The sequence below is a fragment of the Mesorhizobium sp. C120A genome (assembly GCF_030323105.1).
Taxonomy (GTDB): Bacteria; Pseudomonadota; Alphaproteobacteria; order Rhizobiales; family Rhizobiaceae; genus Mesorhizobium.
The window spans coordinates 1,218,163-1,239,668 of sequence record NZ_CP100476.1; the positions used below are offsets into that span (position 1 = coordinate 1,218,163).

Annotated in this window: 19 protein-coding genes; 9 read left to right on the forward strand and 10 right to left on the reverse strand. The window is 63.7% G+C overall.

Translation table 11 applies throughout. The features are described from left to right. The first annotated feature begins 175 nt into the window (after nucleotides 1-175). The 3 genes from NL532_RS05990 (at nucleotide 176) to NL532_RS06000 (ending at nucleotide 2,531) form a co-directional block, all read left to right on the forward strand. Nucleotides 176-949, forward strand: coding sequence for an amino acid ABC transporter substrate-binding protein (locus NL532_RS05990; protein ID WP_023828290.1), 774 nt, complete (start codon nucleotides 176-178; stop codon nucleotides 947-949). Between the two features lie 137 nt (nucleotides 950-1,086). Next, nucleotides 1,087-1,767, forward strand: coding sequence for an amino acid ABC transporter permease (locus tag NL532_RS05995; RefSeq protein WP_023693608.1), 681 nt, complete (start codon nucleotides 1,087-1,089; stop codon nucleotides 1,765-1,767). Then, a complete protein-coding gene (locus NL532_RS06000) occupies nucleotides 1,764-2,531 on the forward strand; it encodes an amino acid ABC transporter ATP-binding protein (RefSeq protein WP_023820301.1) in 768 nt (255 codons plus the stop codon). The genes NL532_RS05995 and NL532_RS06000 overlap by 4 nt, the downstream gene beginning before the upstream one ends. 196 nt (nucleotides 2,532-2,727) lie before the next feature. Here NL532_RS06000 and NL532_RS06005 read toward each other — a convergent pair whose 3' ends face one another. The 5 genes from NL532_RS06005 to NL532_RS06025 form a co-directional block, all read right to left on the reverse strand. Beyond that, nucleotides 2,728-3,309 (reverse strand): CarD family transcriptional regulator, encoded by a 582-nt coding sequence (locus NL532_RS06005; protein WP_023673664.1) that lies wholly within the window; start codon nucleotides 3,307-3,309, stop codon nucleotides 2,728-2,730. A gap of 426 nt (nucleotides 3,310-3,735) precedes the next feature. Further along, nucleotides 3,736-4,074, reverse strand: coding sequence for a ferredoxin FdxA (fdxA, locus tag NL532_RS06010; protein WP_013529180.1), 339 nt, complete (start codon nucleotides 4,072-4,074; stop codon nucleotides 3,736-3,738). A gap of 253 nt (nucleotides 4,075-4,327) precedes the next feature. After that, nucleotides 4,328-4,714, reverse strand: a complete 387-nt coding sequence (locus tag NL532_RS06015; protein WP_023673663.1) for an RNA-binding S4 domain-containing protein — start codon at nucleotides 4,712-4,714, stop codon at nucleotides 4,328-4,330. A gap of 17 nt (nucleotides 4,715-4,731) precedes the next feature. Beyond that, nucleotides 4,732-8,316 (reverse strand): helicase-related protein, encoded by a 3,585-nt coding sequence (locus NL532_RS06020; RefSeq protein ID WP_023828289.1) that lies wholly within the window; start codon nucleotides 8,314-8,316, stop codon nucleotides 4,732-4,734. A 635-nt stretch (nucleotides 8,317-8,951) separates the two neighbouring features. Continuing rightward, nucleotides 8,952-9,533: a TetR/AcrR family transcriptional regulator gene (locus NL532_RS06025; RefSeq protein WP_023693613.1), complete on the reverse strand. Its 582-nt coding sequence runs from the start codon at nucleotides 9,531-9,533 to the stop codon at nucleotides 8,952-8,954. 82 nt (nucleotides 9,534-9,615) lie between these two features. Between NL532_RS06025 and NL532_RS06030 the strand changes: the two genes are divergently transcribed. Continuing rightward, nucleotides 9,616-10,866 (forward strand): FAD-dependent oxidoreductase, encoded by a 1,251-nt coding sequence (locus NL532_RS06030; RefSeq protein ID WP_023828288.1) that lies wholly within the window; start codon nucleotides 9,616-9,618, stop codon nucleotides 10,864-10,866. A 49-nt stretch (nucleotides 10,867-10,915) separates the two neighbouring features. On the opposite strand, the gene phbB is transcribed toward NL532_RS06030, so the two are convergent. Both phbB and NL532_RS06040 read right to left on the reverse strand, forming a co-directional pair. Beyond that, nucleotides 10,916-11,641, reverse strand: a complete 726-nt coding sequence (phbB, locus tag NL532_RS06035) for an acetoacetyl-CoA reductase (RefSeq protein ID WP_023707257.1) — start codon at nucleotides 11,639-11,641, stop codon at nucleotides 10,916-10,918. Between the two features lie 129 nt (nucleotides 11,642-11,770). Then, nucleotides 11,771-12,955: an acetyl-CoA C-acetyltransferase gene (locus NL532_RS06040; protein ID WP_023673832.1), complete on the reverse strand. Its 1,185-nt coding sequence runs from the start codon at nucleotides 12,953-12,955 to the stop codon at nucleotides 11,771-11,773. 302 nt (nucleotides 12,956-13,257) lie between these two features. Here NL532_RS06040 and phaR point away from each other — a divergent pair, with 302 nt between their 5' ends. After that, on the forward strand, nucleotides 13,258-13,872 hold the full coding sequence (gene phaR / locus NL532_RS06045) for a polyhydroxyalkanoate synthesis repressor PhaR (RefSeq protein ID WP_023685813.1): 615 nt from the start codon (nucleotides 13,258-13,260) through the stop codon (nucleotides 13,870-13,872). A gap of 45 nt (nucleotides 13,873-13,917) precedes the next feature. On the opposite strand, the gene NL532_RS06050 is transcribed toward phaR, so the two are convergent. Then, on the reverse strand, nucleotides 13,918-14,385 hold the full coding sequence (locus NL532_RS06050) for a GNAT family N-acetyltransferase (protein WP_032899979.1): 468 nt from the start codon (nucleotides 14,383-14,385) through the stop codon (nucleotides 13,918-13,920). 56 nt (nucleotides 14,386-14,441) lie between these two features. Next, entirely contained in the window at nucleotides 14,442-14,861 is a 420-nt protein-coding gene (locus NL532_RS06055; protein WP_023828286.1) for a rhodanese-like domain-containing protein, read from the reverse strand. 89 nt (nucleotides 14,862-14,950) lie between these two features. Between NL532_RS06055 and ftrA the strand changes: the two genes are divergently transcribed. Then, nucleotides 14,951-15,943: a transcriptional regulator FtrA gene (gene ftrA / locus NL532_RS06060; protein WP_023828285.1), complete on the forward strand. Its 993-nt coding sequence runs from the start codon at nucleotides 14,951-14,953 to the stop codon at nucleotides 15,941-15,943. Here the strand turns inward: ftrA and NL532_RS06065 are convergent. Continuing rightward, nucleotides 15,940-17,079: a citrate synthase gene (locus NL532_RS06065; protein ID WP_023828284.1), complete on the reverse strand. Its 1,140-nt coding sequence runs from the start codon at nucleotides 17,077-17,079 to the stop codon at nucleotides 15,940-15,942. The genes ftrA and NL532_RS06065 overlap by 4 nt on opposite strands. Before the next feature lie 93 nt (nucleotides 17,080-17,172). On the opposite strand from NL532_RS06065, the gene NL532_RS06070 reads away from it, so the two are divergent. The 3 genes from NL532_RS06070 to NL532_RS06080 all read left to right on the forward strand — a co-directional run bounded on the left by NL532_RS06070 (nucleotide 17,173) and on the right by NL532_RS06080 (nucleotide 21,464). Next, nucleotides 17,173-18,261: a citrate synthase/methylcitrate synthase gene (locus NL532_RS06070; protein ID WP_023828283.1), complete on the forward strand. Its 1,089-nt coding sequence runs from the start codon at nucleotides 17,173-17,175 to the stop codon at nucleotides 18,259-18,261. Nucleotides 18,262-18,634: 373 nt separating this feature from the next. Further along, nucleotides 18,635-19,765: a patatin-like phospholipase family protein gene (locus NL532_RS06075; protein WP_023828282.1), complete on the forward strand. Its 1,131-nt coding sequence runs from the start codon at nucleotides 18,635-18,637 to the stop codon at nucleotides 19,763-19,765. A gap of 520 nt (nucleotides 19,766-20,285) precedes the next feature. Continuing rightward, the gene (locus NL532_RS06080) at nucleotides 20,286-21,464 is read left to right on the forward strand and encodes an efflux RND transporter periplasmic adaptor subunit (RefSeq protein WP_023828281.1); all 1,179 of its coding nucleotides are present in this window, start codon (nucleotides 20,286-20,288) and stop codon (nucleotides 21,462-21,464) included. Nucleotides 21,465-21,506 lie beyond the last annotated feature (42 nt).

Below are 21,506 nucleotides of genomic sequence, written 5' to 3' on the forward strand. Positions count from 1 at the left end.
AGGGCGCATCGACACCGCAGATCGGGACTATTGGCACCGATCGGAGCTGCTTTGAGAATCTGATTTCTGGATCGCCGTTTTTTTGAAATCTGGTTCCTTATTTTGCTGCGCTGTATCTGTCAGTTTCCGGCTCTCACAAGCGCCGGACACCGGCCAAGGACGGGATCACATAGAAATGAAATGGCTCAATTCGCTCATCGTCGCCGGAACGCTTCAGGTTCTGGCTGTTACATCAGGCTATGCCGGCGCCAATCTTGACCAGATCAAGCAGGCCGGCACCCTCAAGGTCGGCACCGAAGGCACCTATGCGCCCTTCACCTATCATGATGCTTCCGGCGCGCTGGTCGGCTTCGACGTCGAGATCGCCAAGGCGATCGGCGACAAGCTCGGCGTCAAGGTCGAGTTCCTCGAAGGCAAATGGGACGGGCTGATCGCCGGCCTCGACGCCAACCGCTACGACGCCGTGATCAACGAGGTCGGCATCACCGACGCGCGCAAGGCCAAGTACGATTTCTCCGATCCTTACATCGCCTCCAAGGCCGTGCTGATCGTGCGCGGCGACAACACCGACATCAAGACCTTCGCCGACCTCAAGGGCAAGAAGTCGGCACAGTCGTTGACATCGAATTTCGGCAAGCTCGCCGAGACCAACGGCGCCGAACTCGTCGGCACCGACGGCTTCGACCAGTCGATCCAGCTGCTGCTCACCGGCCGCGCCGACGCCACCATCAATGACAGCCTGTCTTTCCTCGACTTCAAGAAGCACAAGCCGGACGCCAATGTGAAGATCGCCGCGCAGGAAGAGAACGCCGACTATTCCGGCGTCATCGTGCGCAAGGGTGATCCGGAGCTGGTCGCGGCGATCAACAAGGCGCTGGCCGACATCAAGGCCGACGGCACCTACAAGAAGATCGCCGACACTTATTTCGGCCAGGATGTCTCGCAGTAAAGACCATCTCCCGGCGGTTTGCCGGCAATGACAAATAGCGGCGGGCCGTCTTTGACGGCTCGCCGTTTTTCGCATGATATGAGAAGCACACAATCGCACTGCCGTCACCGCGGCGGTCTGTGAAGGAGGAGCCGTTCGTGCCGCACTGGCTACACCTGATGCTGGACTCGTTGCCGACACTGCTGTGGGCGGCGTTGATCTTCACCGTACCGCTGACATTGCTGTCGTTCGCACTCGGCCTGTTCGTCGGCCTGGTTGTCGCCCTGGTGCGGCTGTTCGGTCCCAAGCCTCTGGTTGCCGTGGTCCGCTTCTATGTCTGGATCTTTCGCGGCACGCCGCTTCTGGTGCAGCTGTTCCTGATCTTTTACGGCCTGCCTTCGGTCGGCATATTGCTGGATGCTTTTCCGGCGGCGCTGATTGGATTCACCCTCAACATAGGCGCCTACAGTTCGGAAATTATCCGCGCCGTGATCGGCTCGGTGCCGAAGGGCCAGTGGGAGGCGGCCTATTCGATCGGCATGACCTGGAGCCAGGCGATGCGGCGCACCATCCTGCCGCAAGCCGGCCGCGTCGCCGTGCCGCCGCTGTCCAACACCTTCATCTCGCTGGTCAAGGATACGTCGCTCGCCGCCGCCATCACTGTGCCGGAGATGTTCCAGGCGGCGCAGCGCATCGTCGCCACCACCTATGAGCCGCTGATCCTCTATGTCGAGGCGGCGATCCTTTATCTGGCGATGAGCTCGGTGCTTTCGGCCTTGCAGACGCGGCTGGAGGAGCGGCTCAACCGTTATGGCGGCTTCCTGGAGGCGCGCTCATGATCGGCCTCACCGACATCGAAAAGCGCTTCGGCGACAATCTGGTGCTGAAGGGCGTGACGGTCACCATTGCCGAAGGCAACGTCACCGCGCTCGTCGGCCCCTCCGGCGGCGGCAAGAGCACACTGCTGCGCTGCATCAACCTGTTGGAGATCCCGACCTCGGGCATGGTGCGCATCGGCGACGAGACGCTGGAATTCCGTCCCGGCGTCAAGATCCCCAGCCGCGACATCCAGCGCCTGCGGCTGCAGACCGGCATGGTGTTCCAGAATTTCCAGCTGTTCCCGCATCGCACCGCGATCGAGAACGTCATGGAAGGCCTGGTGACGGTGCTGAAATGGCCGACGGCAAAGGCGCGCGAGCGGGCACTGGCGCTGCTCGAGAAGGTCGGCATGGCGCACAAGGCGGACGATTGGCCGGCAACGCTGTCGGGCGGCCAGCAGCAGCGTGTGGCGATCGCCCGCGCCTTGGCGCCGTCGCCGAAAGTGCTGCTTTGCGACGAGCCGACCTCGGCGCTCGATCCGGAACTGGCGCAGGAAGTGGTCGACGTGCTCGGAAAACTCGCCAGCGAAGGCACCACCATGGTGATGGCCACGCACGACCTTCGCCTTGCCTCCAAGATCGCGCAGGAGGTGGTGTTCCTCGATGCTGGCGTCGTCGTCGAGAAGGGGCCGTCCACCGTGGTGTTCAGCAATCCGGAGCGTGAACGGACGAAGCGTTTTATTGCGACGCTGAAGCAGGAGGCGGAGAAGGAAGCCGGCGGCTGAGCCTTCTACCTCCCCCTTGTGGGGAGGTCGGACGGAAGGTCCGGGTGCGGTCTGGGGTCGTCCCCATCCTCGCTGCTTCGCAGCGACCCTGCCTGGGCGAGCCACGGGTCCCGCCCGTCCTTGGAACCCCATAAGGGGGTAAAAACAAAAACCCGGCACAAGGCCGGGTTTTTCATGATTTCGACGGTGAAAGCGATCAGGCAGCTTCTTCCTGCTCGGCTTCCTCATTGTCGGCCTTGGCGCCGCGCTTCGGGCCCTTGTTGAGGTTGACCTCGATCAGGCGCACGGCTTCGGTTTCCGACATGCGGTTGACTGCCGCGATCTCGCGCGCCATGCGGTCGAGTGCCGCCTCATAGAGCTGACGCTCGGAATAGGACTGTTCCGGCTGGTTGTCGGCACGGTAGAGGTCGCGCACGACTTCCGAGATCGAGATCAGGTCGCCCGAATTGATCTTGGCATCATATTCCTGCGCACGGCGCGACCACATGGTGCGCTTGACGCGGGCGCGGCCCTGCACGACCTTCAGCGCGCGCTCGACATAATCCTCTTCCGACAGCTTGCGCATGCCGATGGAGGTCGCCTTGGCGACCGGAACCTTCAGGCGCATCTTGTCCTTCTGGAAGTCGATGACGAACAGTTCCAGCTTGTGGCCCGCAACTTCCTGCTCGTCGATCGAGACGATCTGGCCGACGCCGTGTGCCGGATAGACAATGTACTCGCCGGTCTTGAAACCGTGGCGTGCCGAGGTGGACTTCTTCTGCGGGGTGATCGTTGCCATTACGCCCTGAACTCCTTGTTGTGGCACCGGCGGCCTGCCGGTCCGAACGCATGCGACCGGGGACACCGATCGTTAGCCGCACAACAGATGAACCCATCGGAAAAAGCCGGGACCGGCAAACCGCATACATAGCGACTGCCTGGCCCAGATCGCTCTGGTCCGATTGGGGATTTCACCTTTCAGTGATTTGGGGCGCTTGCGCCATAAATCGACGTTGTGTCACCGGCATGTTTCAACTGGTGTAGCACAAAAAGTCGGAAGAATCAAGGTTTTGCTGCAAACGCGAAGGTCGAGCGCCATCGCCGCCTGTCAAGGCAGTTAATGTATGATGCGCGTTACGCAGCGTTATGACGATCCAATAGGCCGCACTTTTTTGCTTTGCGCATCACCCTTTCCGAAATCGATTCCGATTCCAGCGTCATGTGCTCAGTCGCCTTCGCCGGGCTCGGCGGAGAAATATTTCTCGAACTTGCCGGCCTCGCCGTCGAAGCTCTTGGCATCTGCCGGAGGCTCCTTCTTGGCGGTGATGTTGGGCCATTTCTCGGCGTATTCGGTGTTGACCTGCAGCCATTTGTCGAGGCCCGGCTCGGTGTCGGGCTTGATTGCATCGGCCGGGCATTCCGGTTCGCAGACGCCGCAGTCGATGCACTCGTCGGGATGTATGACAAGCATGTTCTCGCCCTCGTAGAAGCAGTCGACCGGGCAGACCTCGATGCAGTCCATGTACTTGCATTTGATGCAGTTGTCGGTCACGACATAGGTCATTGGTCGGCTCCGGGACGTCCCGTTCTTGCTAGAGCGACGTGCGTCCAATTGGACGCACAAAGTACGCTCTGACACTTTGAATCTGCGCATCGTGCCTTCCGAAAAATCGATTTCCGATTTTCGGGCCGATGCGGCGGCTTTTTTGGTGAGGTAACGCCTTTGCCTGCCGCTTGCAAGGGCAGCCATTGCAGGCGGGGCCCGCGTGTCCGGAATGAAATTCCAGATCGTCGCCATGGCGCAGACGGCCAAGGCTTCAGTCTTCGCCGAACAGCCGGTCGGTTTGCCTGCGCTCTTTCTTGGTCGGCCGGCCGCTGCCGGCGTCGCGCAGCGCCGGAATGGCATCGGCAACAGCCTCGCCTTTCGGCGCCGGCGGCGGGGACATGTCCTCGTAGAGCGTGCGCGCTTCCTCGGCCGGACCGCGCCGCACGCCGGTGCCAAGCACCTTCCAAATGAAAATACGGCGCTCGTGCGTAATGGTCAAAACGTCGCCAGGCTTGACCAGATCGGAGGCCTGCGCTGCTTTGTCGCTGTTGATGCGGACGCGTCCGGCGACAACCAGCTTGGCCGCCAGCGAGCGCGATTTTATCGCGCGCGAAAAGAACAGCCACTTGTCGATGCGCTGACGACCTTCAGCAACCATCGCAGCGAACCTGGGGCTTATTTCTTCAGCTGGTCGCGCAAGGCGGCGAGCTTGGCGAAGGGCGAGTCCGGATCGAAGCGCGCAGGGCGTTCCTCGCGTGGCTTGGCCTGGAAAGCCGGCTTGGCGCCTTGCGGTCCGCCTTTGCCTTCCGGCCTGCCGCCTTTCCAGTCAGGCCGGCCCTCGCGCGGACGCTCGCCTTGCGGCTTGCCGTCGCGGCGCTGTTCGCCCTCGGCCTGCGGCTTGGGCTTGAACTTCGAACGGTCGAAGCGTGGCTTGGCGGCACCGTCGCGCTGGTCGCGCCGGCCCTGATAGGCCGGCCGTTCGCCCGGTGCCGGCTGTCCGCCGGCAGCGTCGGCCGGCGCATCGGCGCGGCTAGCCTGGCCGTTACGCGGGCGATTGTCTCTGCGGTTGTCTTGCCGATGGCGCGGGCGCTGCTCGAAACGGCCCTGCCGCCACAACAAGATGGGCTTTGGGGCTTCGGCCTCGGGGGCAGGCTCAGCGCTTCCACCCTCCCCCTCGTGGGGAGGGTCGGCGCGCAGCGCCGGGGTGGGGGCAGCGTCGGCGTCGGCGGTTGCGCCTGAAGTGTCTGCTGTGTCTGCACCTGCTTCGTTAACGCTGTCACCCCCACCCGCGTCGCTTCGCGCCGCGACCTCCCCCATCGAGGGGGAGGTAAGGGCGTCGGCGTTTTCGGCGACGGTGGCGTCGGCGCTTTCGGGGACGGTGTCGTCAGCTTCTGCAACAGCCGGAGCTTCTTCCGTGATTTCTATGGGGGCTTCGACTTGGGGAGCTTCGACCTGTTCTTCCGCGACGGGCTCTGCCGTTGCTTCCGCGATTGCTGGAGCTTCGGCGGTGGCTTCAACGGCCGCAGTTGGCTCCGAACCCTCGGGAGGTGCGCCCGGCTGAGCGTCCGCAGCAACAGCCTCCGCTGCGGCTTCGGCGACGGGCTGCTCAGCCGCAGGCTCAGCGGCGGCAACCGCATCCGGCTCCGATCCGACGGCCGGCGCTTCAGCGACGGCTTCACTTGCAGCGGCTTCCGCCGCCTTGGCCTGTTCAGCTTTTGCAGCCGCGTCCGCAGCCAGCTTGGCGGCAGCCGCTTCCCGCGCCGCGTTGTCCTGTGCTTCCAGCCGCGCCTTGACCTCTGCCGGCGGCTTCGGCTCGGCGCGATAGCCGAGACCTTTCAGGATCTCTTCCATGTCGTCGGCGGTGGCGCCGAGGATGGACATCATCGGCGGCGTCACCATGAAGGACTGGCCGTCATAGGCGCCGTCCGGGCGCTGTCCCAGACCGGGCTTCCAGTTGGTCGCAGGCCGGATCAGGTCGGCCAGCCGTTCCAGAATGTCGATGCGCACGGCGCGGCGGCCGAGATTGCGGTAGCCGGCAAGCTTGTAGAAGCTCTTGTCGAAAGCAGGATCGATGACCACCGAGGTGCGGCCGGAAGCCAGTGCGTGCACCACGTCGCCAAAGCCCGGCTTGTCCTTGCCGTCGTTCTTCAGCGCCCACAACAGCGTAATCAGTCCGGCGGGCGCCGGCTTGATCAGCGCCGGCACGAAGACGTGGTAGGCGCCGAAGCGCACACCGAGCCGACGCAAGGCGGCGCGACCCTCCTGGTCGAGCGACTTCATTTCCTCGGCGATGTCGCGGCGGTTGATGAGGCCGAAATGCTCGACGAGCTGGAAGGCGATGCCACGGCCGATGCCGGCGATCTGCTCGGCATTCTTCAAGTCGACCAGCGGCTTCAGCAGCGACTCGATCTGGAAATTGACGAAACGCTCGGCGCGCGCGGCGACCTTGTCGCGGGCGGGGCCGGTCAACTGCTCGTCGGCCAAAAGCACCAGGCGCGGCTTCAGCGCGTCCTCGCCGGCAACCAGCGTGCCGATCGGCGCGCCGATCCAGCGCAGCGTGCCGTCGGAGCCGAGCGCAAGGTCGCCATTGGCGCAGGCGCCGAAGCGTTCGGCACGCGCCTCGAACTCGGCGGCCAGCGCTTTTTGCGCTGCCGTACGCACGGCCTTGGCGTCTTCGCCGCCGGCGCTCTGGTCGGCGGTGAAGCGGAACCCTTGCAACTCGCCGACATGATGGCCTTCGACAAGGACGGTTCCGGTAGGACTGATTTCGGCTTCAGGCATTGTATTTTCTCTAAGGCGCCGCATGAGGACGGAAGTCCTGCGGTCTACAAACCGTTTCGTCAACCGCTCATGCAGCGCATCCGACAATCTGTCTTCGATTTCGCGCGTCTTTTCCCGCCAGTGTGCCTGATCGGCCAGCCAGCCCGGCCGGTTGGACACGAATGTCCAGGTGCGGATCTGCGCAATGCGGTGCGACAGCGTGTCGATGTCCCCCTCGGTCGTATCGGCGCGGCGCACCTGCTCGGCCATGTAGTTCTCGTCGACATGGCCGTGTTTGGCGAGGTCGGTGTAGATAGAAGCGATCAGGTCGGAGTGCTGGGCCGGCGCGATCTTGCGGTAGTCCGGCAACGCGCAGGCTTCCCACAGCAGCGCCACGCGCTTGGCATTGGTAGCCAGCGCGCGGATGTCCTCGTCGCGGGAGAGATGTTCGAGCGCCTGCGCATCGACCGCCGGCAGCGCCCGCGTCAGGCCTTCGACCGGCGCGTTGGTTTCGATCGAGCGCTTCAGCGCGTCGAGGCTGGCGAAGTCGAAATGCGCGGTGCGCCATTGCAGCACCTTCACCGGATCGAACTCGTGCCCCTCGATGCGCTTGACCAGTTCCTCGTCCAGCGGATCGACCTGGCCGGTGACGCCGAAGGTGCCGTCGCGCAGATGCCGGCCGGCGCGGCCGGCGATCTGGCCGAGCTCGGCCGCCGTCAGGTTGCGGTACTGGTAGCCGTCGAATTTGCGGTTCTGGGCGAAGGCGACATGATCGAGATCAAGGTTGAGGCCCATGCCGATGGCGTCGGTGGCGACGAGATAGTCGACGTCGCCTGCCTGGAACATTGCCACCTGGGCGTTGCGGGTGCGGGGCGACAGCGCGCCGAGCACGACCGCCGCTCCTCCTTGCTGGCGGCGGATCAGCTCAGCGATGGCATAGACCTCGTCGGCGGAGAAGGCGACGATGGCCGTACGCCGCGGCAGGCGGGTCAATTTCTTCGAACCGGCATAGGCCAGGTGCGACAGGCGAGGGCGCGTCACCACCGAGACGCCTCTCAGCAGCTTTTGCAGGATGCCATGCATGGTGGCCGCGCCGAGCAGCAGCGTTTCCTGGCGGCCGCGTAGGTGCAGGATACGGTCGGTGAAGATGTGGCCGCGCTCGAGGTCGCCGGCGAGCTGCACCTCGTCGATGGCGACGAAGGCAACGTCGGTCTCGCGCGGCATGGCTTCGACGGTGCAGACCGAATATTTCGCGCCGGGCGGCTGGATTTTTTCCTCGCCGGTGATGAGCGCCACCTTGTGGGCGCCGACCTTTTCGCAGACGCGGGCATAGACCTCGCGCGCCAGAAGGCGGAGCGGCAGGCCGATAATGCCGCTCTCATGCGCCACCATGCGCTCGATGGCGAGATGGGTCTTGCCGGTGTTGGTCGGACCCAGCACGGCAGTCACGTCGCGGCCCGACAGGATCAGCGGCTCGGTGTGTTTCGGCTGGATGTTCATCGGCCTGGAGATGAGGCTTTCTGCATCGTGTTGTCGGGAGCGCGCCTCGCGTGGCGCGTATGACAGGCGACACATAGGGATTTCAGGCGCGAAGCGAAAGCGGAATGTTCCGGCCGGCAATCCCACGGTTCGTCTTTGAGGTCTCAATTAACAGTTGGAACGAGTCTGGAACGAATCGGCGACGAATCAGTGACTCCGGTAGATTCAGCTTTTGTTCACGGCTACATGTGGATTTTGCGAGCCTGAGTCTCACCATATGCTGAATCGCGGAAACTGGCCCGATTCCTGCAAGGCGACCATTGGCGTTAACCTTTGCCGGCGGGGCATCGTCGTGATCCGATACGCCTCGGCCAACATTATGAAATTGCTGAATTTTCTTAATCGGCCTTAACCATTTTCCGGTGGTATTCGGCCTTGGTCGTTAACGTTCCGCTCAAAGCCGGAACGAATGGGTGACGAATCGGCGATGGCGGGATTTTCCTGGTTTGTTCACCCCGACATGTTGTGTTGTCCACAGCTTGTCCACCGAGAATTCACAGCTTGCGAACCGGGTTTTGCACAGGGCGCCTAGAAATCGTTAATGTTTGCGTGCCGGAACGGGTCAATCGCCGCGACAGCACTCGGTGCCCGCCGGTTCAGGCCGCGTCGTGGCCTGTTGCATAACGTTGCAACACCGGTCCCACATTCCGGATGATTTCCTCATGCGACAGGGCGACGACGGGCTCAAGCCGCAACAGGTATCGGCAGGTCGCCAGGCCCAGCAACTGGCTGGCAACCAGCCCGGCGCGCCGTCCGGCGTCCGCTGGGTCGCCTATCGATGCAACCATCGGCCTCACCTGGTTGGCGAAGACGTCGCGGACCTTCTCGGCCGCGTGCTCGTTCGACGCAGCCGAGCGTAGCAGGATTATCATGCCTGGCCCGTTGGCCTGACCTTCCCAGTTTACCAGAAAGCGCCTGATCAGCGTTTCACCGATGGCGGTAGGGTCTATCCGCTGATCCGGCAGTTGGAGGTCCACGACGGCGGCCCTGGCGAACAGCTCGTCCTTGCTGTGGAAATAACGGATCACCATGGCCGGATCGATCGAGGCCTGCGCCGCAACGTCGCGGATTGAGGTGCCGTCATAGCCGTGCTCGGAGAAAAGCCGGCGTGCGGCTTCAAGGATTTGGGCTCGTGTTCGGTCCGACTTGGTCTGCTTGTTCGGCTGCTTCTCGTTCATCCAGATTCATATGCCAACAGCCGTTGACAAATGCAATCCAACTTACTAGAAGTCAACACGCGTTGATAAATGGAGATGGGGAATGCTGCCTGAGACAACGGAAGTCCTTATCATTGGCGCCGGCCCGACTGGTATGGCGCTATCAATCGCGCTGCATCAAGCTGGCGTCGATCACGTGCTGATCGACAAACTGACGCAGGGTCTGCAAACGTCGCGCGCTGGGGTCATCCATGCGCAAACGCTGGAATCACTGGAGCCGCTCGGCGTCACGCAGCGGCTGAGTGAGCTTTCCGTGAATCTCGACGATTTCGCCATCCGCGATCGGAGCCGGGTGCTGCTCAAGCTCGATTTCGGCAAGCTGCCGTCAAAGCATCCCTACCTGATGATGCTGCCGCAGAACGTGACCGAGCAGGTGTTCGCTGAACGGATCGCGGTCCTGGGTGGCGTCATTCATCGCGAGGTCGAGGCTGTGGCCGTTGCTCAAGACAGTGACGGCGCGCGCGTGACAGTGGTCGAGCAGGGCCACGAAAAACTCATCTCGGCGCGATACGTCGTCGGAGCCGACGGCATGCAGAGCCTGGTGCGCAAGTCGACCGGCATCGAGTTCGATGGCGAGGCCTATGATGGTTCGTTTGTGCTGGCCGACGTTCGCCTGGACTGGCTTGTAGGACCGGCCGAAGTGTCGCTGTTTTTCGCACCGGCGGGCCTGGTGGTGGTGGCGCCGCTGCCGGATGGCTCGTACCGCGTCGTCGCGACGATGAAGGATGCGCCGGAAAAGCCCGGCACCGCCGACATCCAGGCATTGCTCGATAGCCGCGGGCCAACCACGACAAGAGCCCGCGTGCTCGATCTGACGTGGAGTTCGCGCTTTCGCGTGCATCATCGTCTGGTCAGGGCCTATCGCAACGACCGGCTGTTCCTGATGGGCGATGCCGCGCATGTACACAGTCCCGCGGGTGGGCAGGGCATGAATACCGGCATCATCGACGCGGTCGTGCTTGGCCAGTTGCTTGGCGATGTGGTGAACGGCATTCGCTCGGCGACGGAACTCGACCTATACGAAAAGCTGCGCCGCCCAGCGGCTCAGGAAGTGCTCGATCTTGCGGGGAAGATGACGGAGATGGCGCTTGCCCATAATCCGGTGAAGCGGTTCGTCCGCAACCTGTCGCTTTCCTTGGTGAATCTTCTGCCGTTCGTGAAGCGTCGCATTGCGCTGAAGCTGTCGGGTCTCAGTCGGGCCTCAAACGCCCGGCTGCCGGCGCCCGCAAAGGCGCCTGGCTTAATTGCCGCCAGCAAGCCTGAGGCCAAATCAGGGCTGAAGCTCGCCGCCTGACAGTTGCGACGGTCAGGCGAATCGGCGCGTTGCCGAGTGCGGCATGACGTCAGACGAAGTACTGGCCGCCATTGGCTGTAATGGTCGAACCGGTGATGAAGCCGGCGTCTTCGGAAGCGAGGAAGACGACGCAACGCGCGATCTCTTCCGGTTCGCCGAGGCGGCCGACCGGGATCTGCGGAATGATGCGTTCATTCAGCACCTTCTCGTCGATCGCCTTGACCATCTCGGTGGCGATGTAGCCGGGGCAGATGACATTGACTGTGATGCCCGCGCGCGCGCCCTCCTGCGCCAGCGCCTTCGAGAAGCCGATGTCGCCGGCCTTTGCGGCGGAATAGTTGACCTGGCCGGCCTGGCCTTTCTGGCCGTTGATGGAGGAAATGGTGATGACGCGGCCGAATTTGCGGTCGCGCATGCCGCCCCACAGCGGATGCGTCATGTTGAAGACCCCAGACAGATTGGTGTCGATGACTTCCTTCCACTGCTCGCGCGTCAGCTTGTGGAACATGGCGTCGCGGGTAATGCCGGCATTGTTGACCAGCACCGAGACCGGGCCGAGATCGGCCTCGACCTGTTTGATTCCGGCGGCACAGGCGTCGTAGTCGGCGACCGACCATTTGTAGGCCTTGATGCCGGTTTGTGCGCTGAACTTCCCCGCTGCCTCGTCATTGCCGGCATAGTTGGCTGCAACGGTGTAACCGGCATTCTTCAGGCCGATCGATATGGCGGCGCCGATGCCGCGCGATCCACCGGTGACGAGCGCTACTTTGGTCATTGAAAGTTCTTCCTCCCTTTGGTCGGAAGAAGGGAATAGGGAGTAGGGAATAGCGAGTAGGGATCGATATCCCGCCGCGCTGCTCCTTCTTCCCCATTCACTACTCCCTATTCACTACTCACTTCTCTTTCACAGCGCTTCCACGCACAGAGCGACGCCCATGCCGCCGCCGATGCAGAGCGTGGCGAGGCCCTTCTTGGCGCCGCGGCGGCGCATCTCGAAAACCAGCGTGTTGAAGACGCGGGCGCCCGACGCGCCGATCGGATGGCCGATGGCGATGGCGCCGCCATTGACGTTGACGATCGACGTATCCCAGCCCATGCCCTTGTTGACGGCGCAGGCCTGCGCGGCGAAGGCTTCATTGGCCTCGACAAGGTCGAGGTCCTTGACCGACCAGCCGGCCTTCTCGAGCGCCCGCTTCGAGGCGGGAATAGGTCCGGTGCCCATGATCGCCGGATCGACGCCGGCCGTCGCCCAGGATGCGATGCGCACCAGCGGGGTGATGCCGCGCCTTGTGGCTTCAGCCTCGCTCATCAGCAGCGCGCCGGCGGCGCCGTCATTGATGCCCGACGCGTTGGCGGCGGTCACGGTGCCGTCCTTGTCGAAAGCCGGCTTCAGCTTGGACATGGCGTCGATGGTGGCGCCGTGGCGGATGTACTCGTCCTGGTCGACGACAGTGTCGCCTTTCCTGCCCTTGATCGTGAAGGCGACGATCTCGTCCTTGAACTTGCCGGCCTTCTGCGCGGCCTCGGCCTTGTTTTGCGAGGCCAGCGCAAACTGGTCCTGGTCGTCGCGGGTGATCTGGAACTGGCGGGCGACGTTCTCGGCGGTGTTGCCCATGTGGTAGCCGTTGAAGGCGTCCCACAACCCGTCCTTGATCATGGTGTCGATCATCTTGTAGTCGCCCATCTTGACGCCGGCGCGCAGGTGCTCGGCGTGCGGCGACAGCGACATCGATTCCTGGCCGCCGGCGATGATCACAGTGGCGTCGCCGGCGGCGATCTGCTGCATGCCGAGCGCGATGGCGCGCAGGCCAGAGCCGCAAACCTGGTTGAGCCCCCAGGCGGTGGTCTCCTTGGGCAGGCCGGCATTGATCGACGCCTGGCGGGCGGGGTTCTGGCCCTGCGCGGCGGTCAGCACCTGGCCGAGAATGACCTCGTCGACTTCACCCGGCTCGACGCCGGCGCGCGCCAAAAGCTCCCTGATGACGACGGCGCCAAGTTCATGCGCCGGGGTGGCGGCGAAGGCGCCGTTGAAGGAGCCGACAGCCGTGCGTGCGGCGCTGGCAACGACGATTGAATTGGAAGCGGACATTTTTCTCTCCAGACTTCGAGGTGTCGTGTTCTTGGGGGCTTGTTGGGACTTTTCTTGCCCGTTCCACACCCCAAGTCAAACCGGAAATGGGCATGCCGGCCAAGCGCCGCAAGCAGGGCGTGAGCGGCCGGCGGGATCGCCCAACGTTTGCTGCGCAGCATAATTGGCCGGCCATGCAGCAATAAATGATGCCGCACTGCACAAAGCGCTTGGAATTATAGAGCTTTTGCGCATATCCTTAAAAATGGCGCAATCGTTACCGGCGGCTTACTCAGGCGCGCCGGTGTCCCGGGAGGATGCTGATGGCCGCGAAAGACGACCCTATCATTATCAAGAAATATGCCAATCGCCGGCTCTACAATACCGGCACCAGCACCTATGTGACGCTCGAGGATTTGGCCGAGATGGTCAAGAAGGGCGAGGAGTTCACCGTCCAGGACGCCAAGACCGGTGACGACATTACCCATCCGGTGCTGACGCAGATCATCTTCGAACTGGAGAACAAGGATGGGCAGAACATGCTGCCGATCCCGTTCCTGCGCCAGCTGATCGCTTTCTATGGCGACCAGATGCAGCAGATCGTGCCGAGCTTCCTCGAACAGTCGATGATGGCCTTCTCCAAGGAGCAGGAGCGGTTCCGCGAGCAGATGAAGGGCGCGATCGGCAAGTCGCCGCTGGATGTGATGAAGATCGCCACGCCGATCAAGGCGCTGGAAGAGCAGACACGCCGCAACATGGAAATGTTCCAGAACGCGATGCGCCTGTTCACGCCCTTCCCGACCGCCGCCACAAATGCTGCGGCCGCGGCTGCACCCGAGCCGGCCCGCAAGGACGTCCCGGAAAAGAGCGGCGACGACCTTCAGGAACTGAAGCAACAGATCGCCGCCATGCAGCGCAAGCTCGATACGATGTCGTAAGCGACCGCCGCATGGTCGACCGCCCTCAGTTGGTCGAGGCGGCCGTCACGGGTCGATTTTCAGCTGCCACGGTTCCCAGATATCGTCGGGCTGGCCGTCGAGCGAGCGGTAGAAGGCTTTGGCCGGCGAGTTGGATTTCAGCACCGTCCATTTGATGGCGGAGGCGCCAATGCTCAAAGCGTGTTGGCGAAGCTGTTCAACAAGCGCATGGCCGACCCCCATGCCGCGCGTCGCTTCAGTGACGTAGAGTTCCTTCAGCCAGACAACCGGCTTCAGGTCGTAGGTCCAGGGGATGAGGTAGTGGACGGCGATGCCGACGATCACGCCCTCTCGCTCCGCCACCAACACGCCGAACCGGGGCGATGGTCCCAGCCCGTGCTCGAGGAGGTTCGCTTCGGTGATGCGAAGCTTGTCGTCATAACCCTCGAAGACAGCTAGCGCCCGCATGAGGGCGAGCACCGCACCGACATCCTGGCGCACGAATGGACGAATTCTAACCATCGCCTTCTGCATGCTTGCTCCAGCCCGACCATATCGCGTGGACGCTGCCGCGCAGCCTGCCCTTGGCCTCACGCGTACAAGACACCGGGCTCCTTGCCTGAAGCGAAAGGAAGGTCCTCGTCCTGCCAACCGGTTATGCCGCCGATCATGATCTTCACGGGACGACCGAGGCTGGCCAGCTTGAAGGCCGCCTGATCCGCGCCATTGCAATGCGGTCCCGCGCAATAGACGACGAACAGCGTCTTTTCGGGCCATTGCACCATCCGCTCGGCCGATATTTCGCGGTGGGGCAGATGCAGCGCGCCGGGCACATGGCGGCGTCCATAGGCTTCCGGCGAACCGACCACATGCAGGAGAACAAAGTCCGGCTCTCCGGCACGCACTGCGGCGGCGACGTCGGAACAGTCGGTCTCGACGGAAAGCCGGCGCAGAAAATGGTCGCGGGCGATTTCCGGCGATGCCGCCGCAATGTCTGTCACGTGGCTCATCCTCGTATCTCCATTGCTGATGCGACGGAGAGATAAGACAGGAAGCAGGGCGATTGCAGCTGGCAGCTTTGCCATATATCGTCAAGATCATGCCATCCTCTGCCAATCCGCGCCCTGCCAACCCTCTTGTCGTTGCCGTTGCCTATGACGGGCTGTGCACGTTCGAGTTTGGCGTGGCGGTTGAGATCTTCGCCTTGCCCCGGCCGGAAATGGGTGAGGATTGGTACCGTTTTGCGGTTGCCGGTATTGATACCGGTGAAATGCGCGCGCTGGGCGGCGTGCGTATTGTTGCCGACGGCGGGATCGATCTGATCGGCCAGGCCGGCACGGTGATCGTACCGGGATGGCGCGGGTCGGAGGCTCCGGTGCCGCCGGCGCTGATCGAGGCGCTGCGGAAGGCGAGCGAGCGCGGCGCTCGCATTCTTTCGATCTGTTCGGGCGTGTTCGTGCTTGCGGCGGCCGGCCTGCTTGCGGGCAAAAGAGCGACGACGCACTGGCGCTACAGCGAGAAGCTGACGGAGATGTACCCCGACATCACCGTGATTCCGGACGTTTTGTACATCGATGAGGGCAATGTGCTGACATCGGCAGGCAGTGCCGCAGGCATCGACCTCTGCCTGCATCTGGTCCGGCGCGACTTCGGCACCAAGGCGGCAAACATGGTGGCGCGTCGCCTAGTGGTGCCGCCGCATCGCGACGGCGGCCAGGCGCAGTATGTCGAGAGCTCCGTTCCCGAGCCGCACGAACGCAGCCGGCTTGGCCCGTTGATCGACAGGATGCGCGCCGATATTTCCGCCGACTATCCCGTCGCCATCTTGGCCGAGCTTGCCGGGATGAGCGAGCGGACGTTTCTGCGCCGCTTTGCGGCCGCAACCGGCGTCACGCCGGCGCGCTGGCTGCTGTCGGAACGGCTTTCGCGGGCGCGCACGCTGCTGGAAGACACCGCCATGCCGATCGAACGCATTGCCGAGACCGCCGGCTTTGGCGCGGCAGGCACGCTGCGGCATCATTTTCGTCAGCAGTTCGCCACGACGCCCGTCGCGTACCGCGAGCGGTTCGGGAACACGGCCAGGTCGGCTTAAGTCACGCGTCCCTCATAGCGGCCACGCGGCCTGATGATGCTGCCGCTAATGATCTGTTCGACCATATGCGCGGCCCAGCCGACACTGCGTCCAAGCGCAAACAGCTGGAACGGTGCATCGCGCGGCAAGCCAAGGCCGCGCGTTAGTGCGGCCAGGGCGAAGTCGATGTTGGGCTGGGCACCGACCGCCGCCATAGCGGCTTTTTGCAGCTGTTGCAGCGTCTCGTCGACAGGGATGACTGCCAGAAGTGCGGTGGCACGGGGATCGCCGTCGGGATAGAGCGGATGGCCGAACGCCGGCAAGGGCCGGTCATGGCCGAGCCAGCGCCGGATCGCCGCATCCGCGCCGTGGGCTGCTGCATCTTCAGCCAGTTGCATCACCGCTTCGCCGGCGCCACCGTGGCGCGGGCCGGACAGCGTTGCCAGGCCGGCCAGCAGGCATGCGGCAGGCGAGGCGCCTGTGGACGCTGCGACGCGGGCGGCGAAGGTCGATGCGTTGAGTTCATGATCGGCGAGCAGGACGAGGGCGCAGCGGATCGCTTCCGCGCCGGCATCATCCACCGACCAGCCCTGCGCCAGGCGCTTATGGACGGGCGCTGTGCCGGCTTCAGCGCCCAGCGACTGCGCCAGCGCTCCGACTGTGCGCGCGGCCTCGGTGCACAGCGAGGCGGCGCTGCGCCCGAGCGAAGGCCGCCCGTGGCCTGCAAGCATGGCAAGCTGCGCAAAGGCCGAGGCGCGGCCGACTGGATGAGGCGCTTCAGGTGACGGAGCTTTGAACGTCACCGGTTCGGCCGAGGCCCACAGCAGAGCGGCGGTTTCCTCCAGCGTCGCCGATTTGGAGAGCGCAACGGCGTCTTGCCCTCGGTAGATCAGTCGACCGTGCAGCACAGTCGAAATCGCGGTGACAATCGAGGGTTCGCCCCAGGCGATCGCGCTCGCGGCGATGGCCGAGGGACTGCGGCCCCGCGCCCGGCGGGTCGCCAATGCCGCGATGTCGTCGGCGCGGTACTGGCTGCGGCGCGGGTCGCTCTCATCCGGCCGCATGCCGATGCGGCCACGGCTGACATAGGCGTAGAGCGTCTGCGGCCGGACCTTGAGCCTTTCCAGCGCCTCTTCCCGCGACAGCCATTCGGACATTTTTAGCTCACATATTGATTATATTGATCAAGATTGATCGAGGCGCAGCCCAACCCTTATCTCCCATGCAGAAAAGCTGCAAGGAGATGAGATATGGCGAACGGGCTCGATGATGTGGTGGCGGCGGAGACCGTGCTCTCCGATGTCGATGGCCTTGGCGGCCGCCTGACGATCCGCGGTCATTCGCTGCCGGAATTGGCGGGACGCTGGCGCTATGCGCAAGTCGTTCGCCTGTTGCTCGACGGCTTCTTCGACGGCCTTCCCGGCGATGCCGAACTGGCAGCGAGGCTGGGCGAGGCTCGCGTCGAGCTGTTCGAGCGGCTTGCGCCCTCGCTGCCGCTGCTCGCACCGCTTGAGATCTATGGCGCCATGCGCGCCGGCATGGCGCTGCTGCCGGATGGCGAGACGCTGACGGACGCCTTGTGGCTGATCGCGGCGCCCGCCGTGCTGACGCCGGCTCTGCTGCGGCTGGCGCGTGGCGAGCAGCCGATCGCACCTGACGCGAAGGCCGATCATGCCGCCGACATGCTGAGGATGCTCGAGGGATCCGTCCCGTCGCCGGCGCTGGCAAGGGCACTCGACACCTATCTGGTCACCGTCTGCGATCACGGCCTCAACGCCTCGACCTTCGCCACCCGCGTCGTCGCTTCGACGCTGGCAGGGCTGACATCGTCGGTGCTGGCCGGGCTCGGCGCGCTCAAGGGGCCGCTGCACGGCGGCGCGCCCGGCCCGGTGATCGAGATGCTCGATGCAATCCAGGCGCATGGCGACGCGGCCGGTTGGCTGCGCGAGAAGGTCGCGCATGGCGAGCGCATCATGGGTTTCGGCCATCGCATCTACCGCGTGCGCGATCCGCGCGCCGATGTGCTGAAGGGGGTGGTGCGGCAGCTCGGCAGCGAGGGCGAGACCGGCCGCCGGCTGGCCTTCGCCGAACAGGTCGAGCAGACGGCGCTCGAAGTGCTGCGGATCGCCAAGCCGCAGCGCTCGCTGCAGACCAATGTCGAGTTCTACACAGCGCTTGTGCTTGAGGCGGCGGGCTTTCCGCCACAGGCGTTCAGCAATGTCTTTGCCGCCGGACGTGTCGCCGGCTGGATCGCGCATGCGCGCGAACAGCAGACGACAGGGCGGCTGATCCGTCCACAGTCGCGCTATGTCGGGCCGGTGCCGAAGCTTGTCGCTTGAGGTTTTTGCGAAGAGGACCCCACCCTAGCTTGCCGGGGCGAGCCACGGGTCTCGCCCGTCCTTCGGACCCCCACAAGGGGGAGGGAAGCTGCCGCGCGCCGCCGAAACGTCGGTGGTTTGCTGAGATCAGCGTCTACCAAGTCTCCCCCCCCCTTGTGGGGAGGGATCAAGGGTGGGGGTATTCGTAGGGCGAAGACCTGGGCGTGGAGGACCATTCCCCATGACTAAAATTTCATGTGATCACGCGACCGTGTTCGTGTTCTTGCCTTGGTCATCCCTTATATGCTGCACTGCAATATAAATCCGCTGCCGTCGAACCCGCCCGATTTCCGGGCGGAATGAGAAAGCAGTGACCAAACCGAACAGGAACGCCATGACCAAAAACGGCAAGGCGGAGGAAACGAAAAAGATCAACATCGCGCTGCAGGGCGGGGGCTCGCACGGAGCCTTCTCCTGGGGCGTGCTCGACCGGCTGCTGGAGGATGGCAGGCTCGACATTTCAGCCGTGTCCGGCACCAGCGCCGGCGCGATGAATGCGGTGGCGCTGGCCGATGGTTTTGTGCGCGGCGGCGTCGAGGGTGCACGGCAAAAGCTCGACGATTTCTGGCGCGCGGTGGCGGCCAAGGGCCGCTTCAGCCCGGTGCAGCGCATGCCGTGGGACGTCGCCTGGGGCAACTGGTCGATCGAGAACACCCCCGGCTATTTCTTCTTCGACACCATGTCGCGAGTGTTTTCGCCCTATGTCGCCAATCCGCTGGGCTTGAACCCGCTGCGCGACGTGGTCGAGCAGGAGATCGATTTCAAAAATGTTCACGCCTGCAAGTCGATGGAGCTGTTCATTTCGGCGACCAATGTCGAGACCGGCCAGCTGCGCGTCTTTTCCGATGGCGAGATCGACCTCGACACGGTGATGGCCTCGGCCTGCCTGCCACAATTGTTCCGCGCCGTCGAGATCAAGGGCGTGCCCTATTGGGATGGCGGCTATGGCGGCAATCCGGCGCTGTTCCCGTTCTTCAAGACGGCGGCGACCGAGGATGTGCTTTTGGTGCAGATCAATCCGGTGGTGCGCGAAGGCACGCCGAGAAGCGCCAACGAAATCCAGAACCGCATCGACGAGATCACCTTCAATGCCGGGCTGCTGAACGAATTCCGCTCGATCGCCTTCGTCAAGGAGCTGATCGCCGCCGGCCGGCTGCCGCCTGGCGAATACCGCGACATCCGCATGCACCGCATCGATGCCGACGAGGCGTTCAAGGATCTGTCGGCGTCGTCCAAGGTCAATGCGGAATGGGCCTTACTGAGCTATCTCAGAGACCTTGGCCGTATAGCGGCCAGCGACTGGCTGGAGGAGAATTACGACGCCGTCGGCAAGCGGCCGACGCTCGATCTTTCCGGCGAACTCGATGACGGCTTCAAACCGGTGCGCGGGCCGGCACCGGGACGGCGGGTGAAGGAATTTCTCGCCGCCCGCAAGAAGCCGGACGCCGAACGCCGGCGGGCCTGAGTCCGCCCGGATCGATCAAGACGATCAGCGAAGTGTTCGGCAAATCGGAGTAGCGCCGATGACTTTCCGTCCCGGAACAACCGTTGCGTGTGACGGTATACAAAATCATACTGACGCCTGCTGCCATTCACTGAGTGGCTACGCAGGTCGCGCCCACATTTGAGCGTCAAAAACTAGTGCAGGCACAGGAGAATGTCAGTGCTCAAAACGCCTTGAAAACAAAGCGCCTCCAACACCCGTATGGTTCCGAGACTGTGGTTCCGCCGCCTGACGGGGCGCTGACAAAACCGTTTCCCGTTGGCCACACTACATCGCCTGGCACAATGTTCCTGCAACTTTTCGACTGTATTGCGATGCAACTTTGATGTAGAAGCGCGGCTTCGCCGTTCACGGCAAATTGAACACGGCCTGGCGCGCACCCATATCGGCGACGCGCCCGAGTTGGAAGACACGGTAGCTGTTAGACGACGGACTCCTGTTGGATAACGACTTGGCCGAACCCCGCAGTGGAAAAACAATGATGCCGAAGATCAGGTTTCACAAGCTTGCCGCTATTGTCGTGCTCATCGGCTTCGCCGCCTGGATGGGAACAGGCGCGTTCTCGTCCGTCGGCAGCGCCGCTGTCGAAGGTGCTGGCAAGGCAGGCGATCAGGCCAAGCCGGGCGATCAGGCCAAGGCACCGGATGCAACCAAGACCGCCGAGGCCGAACCGAAGGCGCCGCTGCGCACCGTCGCGGTGGTGACGCCGCCGCGCAAGACCTATGCCCGCGCCATCCGCATTTCCGGGCTGACCGAGGCCGACAAGCGCGCCGTGCTGGCGACGCGTGTCGCCGGCGTCATCGAAAAGCTGCCGGTCAAGCAGGGCGATCACGTCAAGACCGGCGATCTGGTGCTGATGCTTGCGGCGGAAGAAAAGATCTCGATGGTCGACAATGCCAAGCAGCTCGTCGTGCAGCGCCAGGCTGAACTCGACGCATCGCTGCGGCTCATGAAGACTGGCAATCTGCCCAAGCTACAGCTCGACACGGCGCGTTCGAACCTGACCGCTGCGCAGTCGCAGCTGGAAACGGCGCAGGCCGAGCTCGACCGCAATCTGGTCAAGGCGCCCTTCGACGGCGTCATCGACCGGGTGCCGGTGGAGCTCGGCAGTTCGGTCATGCAGGGCGGCGAGGTGGCAACCATCCTCAAGCTCGATCCGGTGATTGCGCGCGGCGAAGTCAGCGAACGCGACCTCGGCTATCTCAAGCTCGGCGACAAGGCCACTGTCCGGCTGGTCAGCGGCCAGACCGTCGAAGGCACGGTGCGCTACATCAGCCGCGACGCCTCGTCGGCCACCCGAACCTTCCGCGTCGAGATCGCCGTGCCCAATGCCGATGGCTCCGTGCCGGCGGGCATGACGGCCGAGATTTCGCTCAGCGCGCAGCCGACCGATGCCGTCATGTTGCCGCGCTCCGTGGTGACGCTGGGCGACAAGGGCGATCTCGGCATCCGTGCCGTCAACAAGGACAACAAGGTGGTGTTCTTCCCGATCGACCTCGTTGACGACTCGCCGAAGGGCCTCGTGCTTGGCGGCATTCCCGCCGATGCCCGCGTCATCGTCGCCGGCCAGGAGCTCGTCAAGGAAGGCGATGTCGTCAAGCCGGTCGAGGCCGACCAGGCGACCATCCAGAAGCTGTTGGGCGAAGCGACAACGCAGTAGCGCCGGAGCGGCCCCGGCCGGGGACAGCCGGGGCGGGGACAA

Coding starts and splice junctions, on each gene's coding strand:
- NL532_RS05990 (WP_023828290.1), top strand. CDS start 176: ATGAAATGGCTCAATTCGCTCATCGTCGCCGGAACGCTTCAGGTTCTG.
- NL532_RS06000 (WP_023820301.1), top strand. CDS start 1,764: ATGATCGGCCTCACCGACATCGAAAAGCGCTTCGGCGACAATCTGGTG.
- NL532_RS06005 (WP_023673664.1), bottom strand. CDS start 3,309: ATGGCAACGATCACCCCGCAGAAGAAGTCCACCTCGGCACGCCACGGT.
- fdxA (WP_013529180.1), bottom strand. CDS start 4,074: ATGACCTATGTCGTGACCGACAACTGCATCAAATGCAAGTACATGGAC.
- NL532_RS06015 (WP_023673663.1), bottom strand. CDS start 4,714: ATGGTTGCTGAAGGTCGTCAGCGCATCGACAAGTGGCTGTTCTTTTCG.
- NL532_RS06020 (WP_023828289.1), bottom strand. CDS start 8,316: ATGAACATCCAGCCGAAACACACCGAGCCGCTGATCCTGTCGGGCCGC.
- NL532_RS06025 (WP_023693613.1), bottom strand. CDS start 9,533: ATGAACGAGAAGCAGCCGAACAAGCAGACCAAGTCGGACCGAACACGA.
- NL532_RS06030 (WP_023828288.1), top strand. CDS start 9,616: ATGCTGCCTGAGACAACGGAAGTCCTTATCATTGGCGCCGGCCCGACT.
- phbB (WP_023707257.1), bottom strand. CDS start 11,641: ATGACCAAAGTAGCGCTCGTCACCGGTGGATCGCGCGGCATCGGCGCC.
- NL532_RS06040 (WP_023673832.1), bottom strand. CDS start 12,955: ATGTCCGCTTCCAATTCAATCGTCGTTGCCAGCGCCGCACGCACGGCT.
- phaR (WP_023685813.1), top strand. CDS start 13,258: ATGGCCGCGAAAGACGACCCTATCATTATCAAGAAATATGCCAATCGC.
- NL532_RS06050 (WP_032899979.1), bottom strand. CDS start 14,385: ATGCAGAAGGCGATGGTTAGAATTCGTCCATTCGTGCGCCAGGATGTC.
- NL532_RS06055 (WP_023828286.1), bottom strand. CDS start 14,861: ATGAGCCACGTGACAGACATTGCGGCGGCATCGCCGGAAATCGCCCGC.
- ftrA (WP_023828285.1), top strand. CDS start 14,951: ATGCCATCCTCTGCCAATCCGCGCCCTGCCAACCCTCTTGTCGTTGCC.
- NL532_RS06065 (WP_023828284.1), bottom strand. CDS start 17,079: ATGTCCGAATGGCTGTCGCGGGAAGAGGCGCTGGAAAGGCTCAAGGTC.
- NL532_RS06070 (WP_023828283.1), top strand. CDS start 17,173: ATGGCGAACGGGCTCGATGATGTGGTGGCGGCGGAGACCGTGCTCTCC.
- NL532_RS06075 (WP_023828282.1), top strand. CDS start 18,635: ATGACCAAAAACGGCAAGGCGGAGGAAACGAAAAAGATCAACATCGCG.
- NL532_RS06080 (WP_023828281.1), top strand. CDS start 20,286: ATGCCGAAGATCAGGTTTCACAAGCTTGCCGCTATTGTCGTGCTCATC.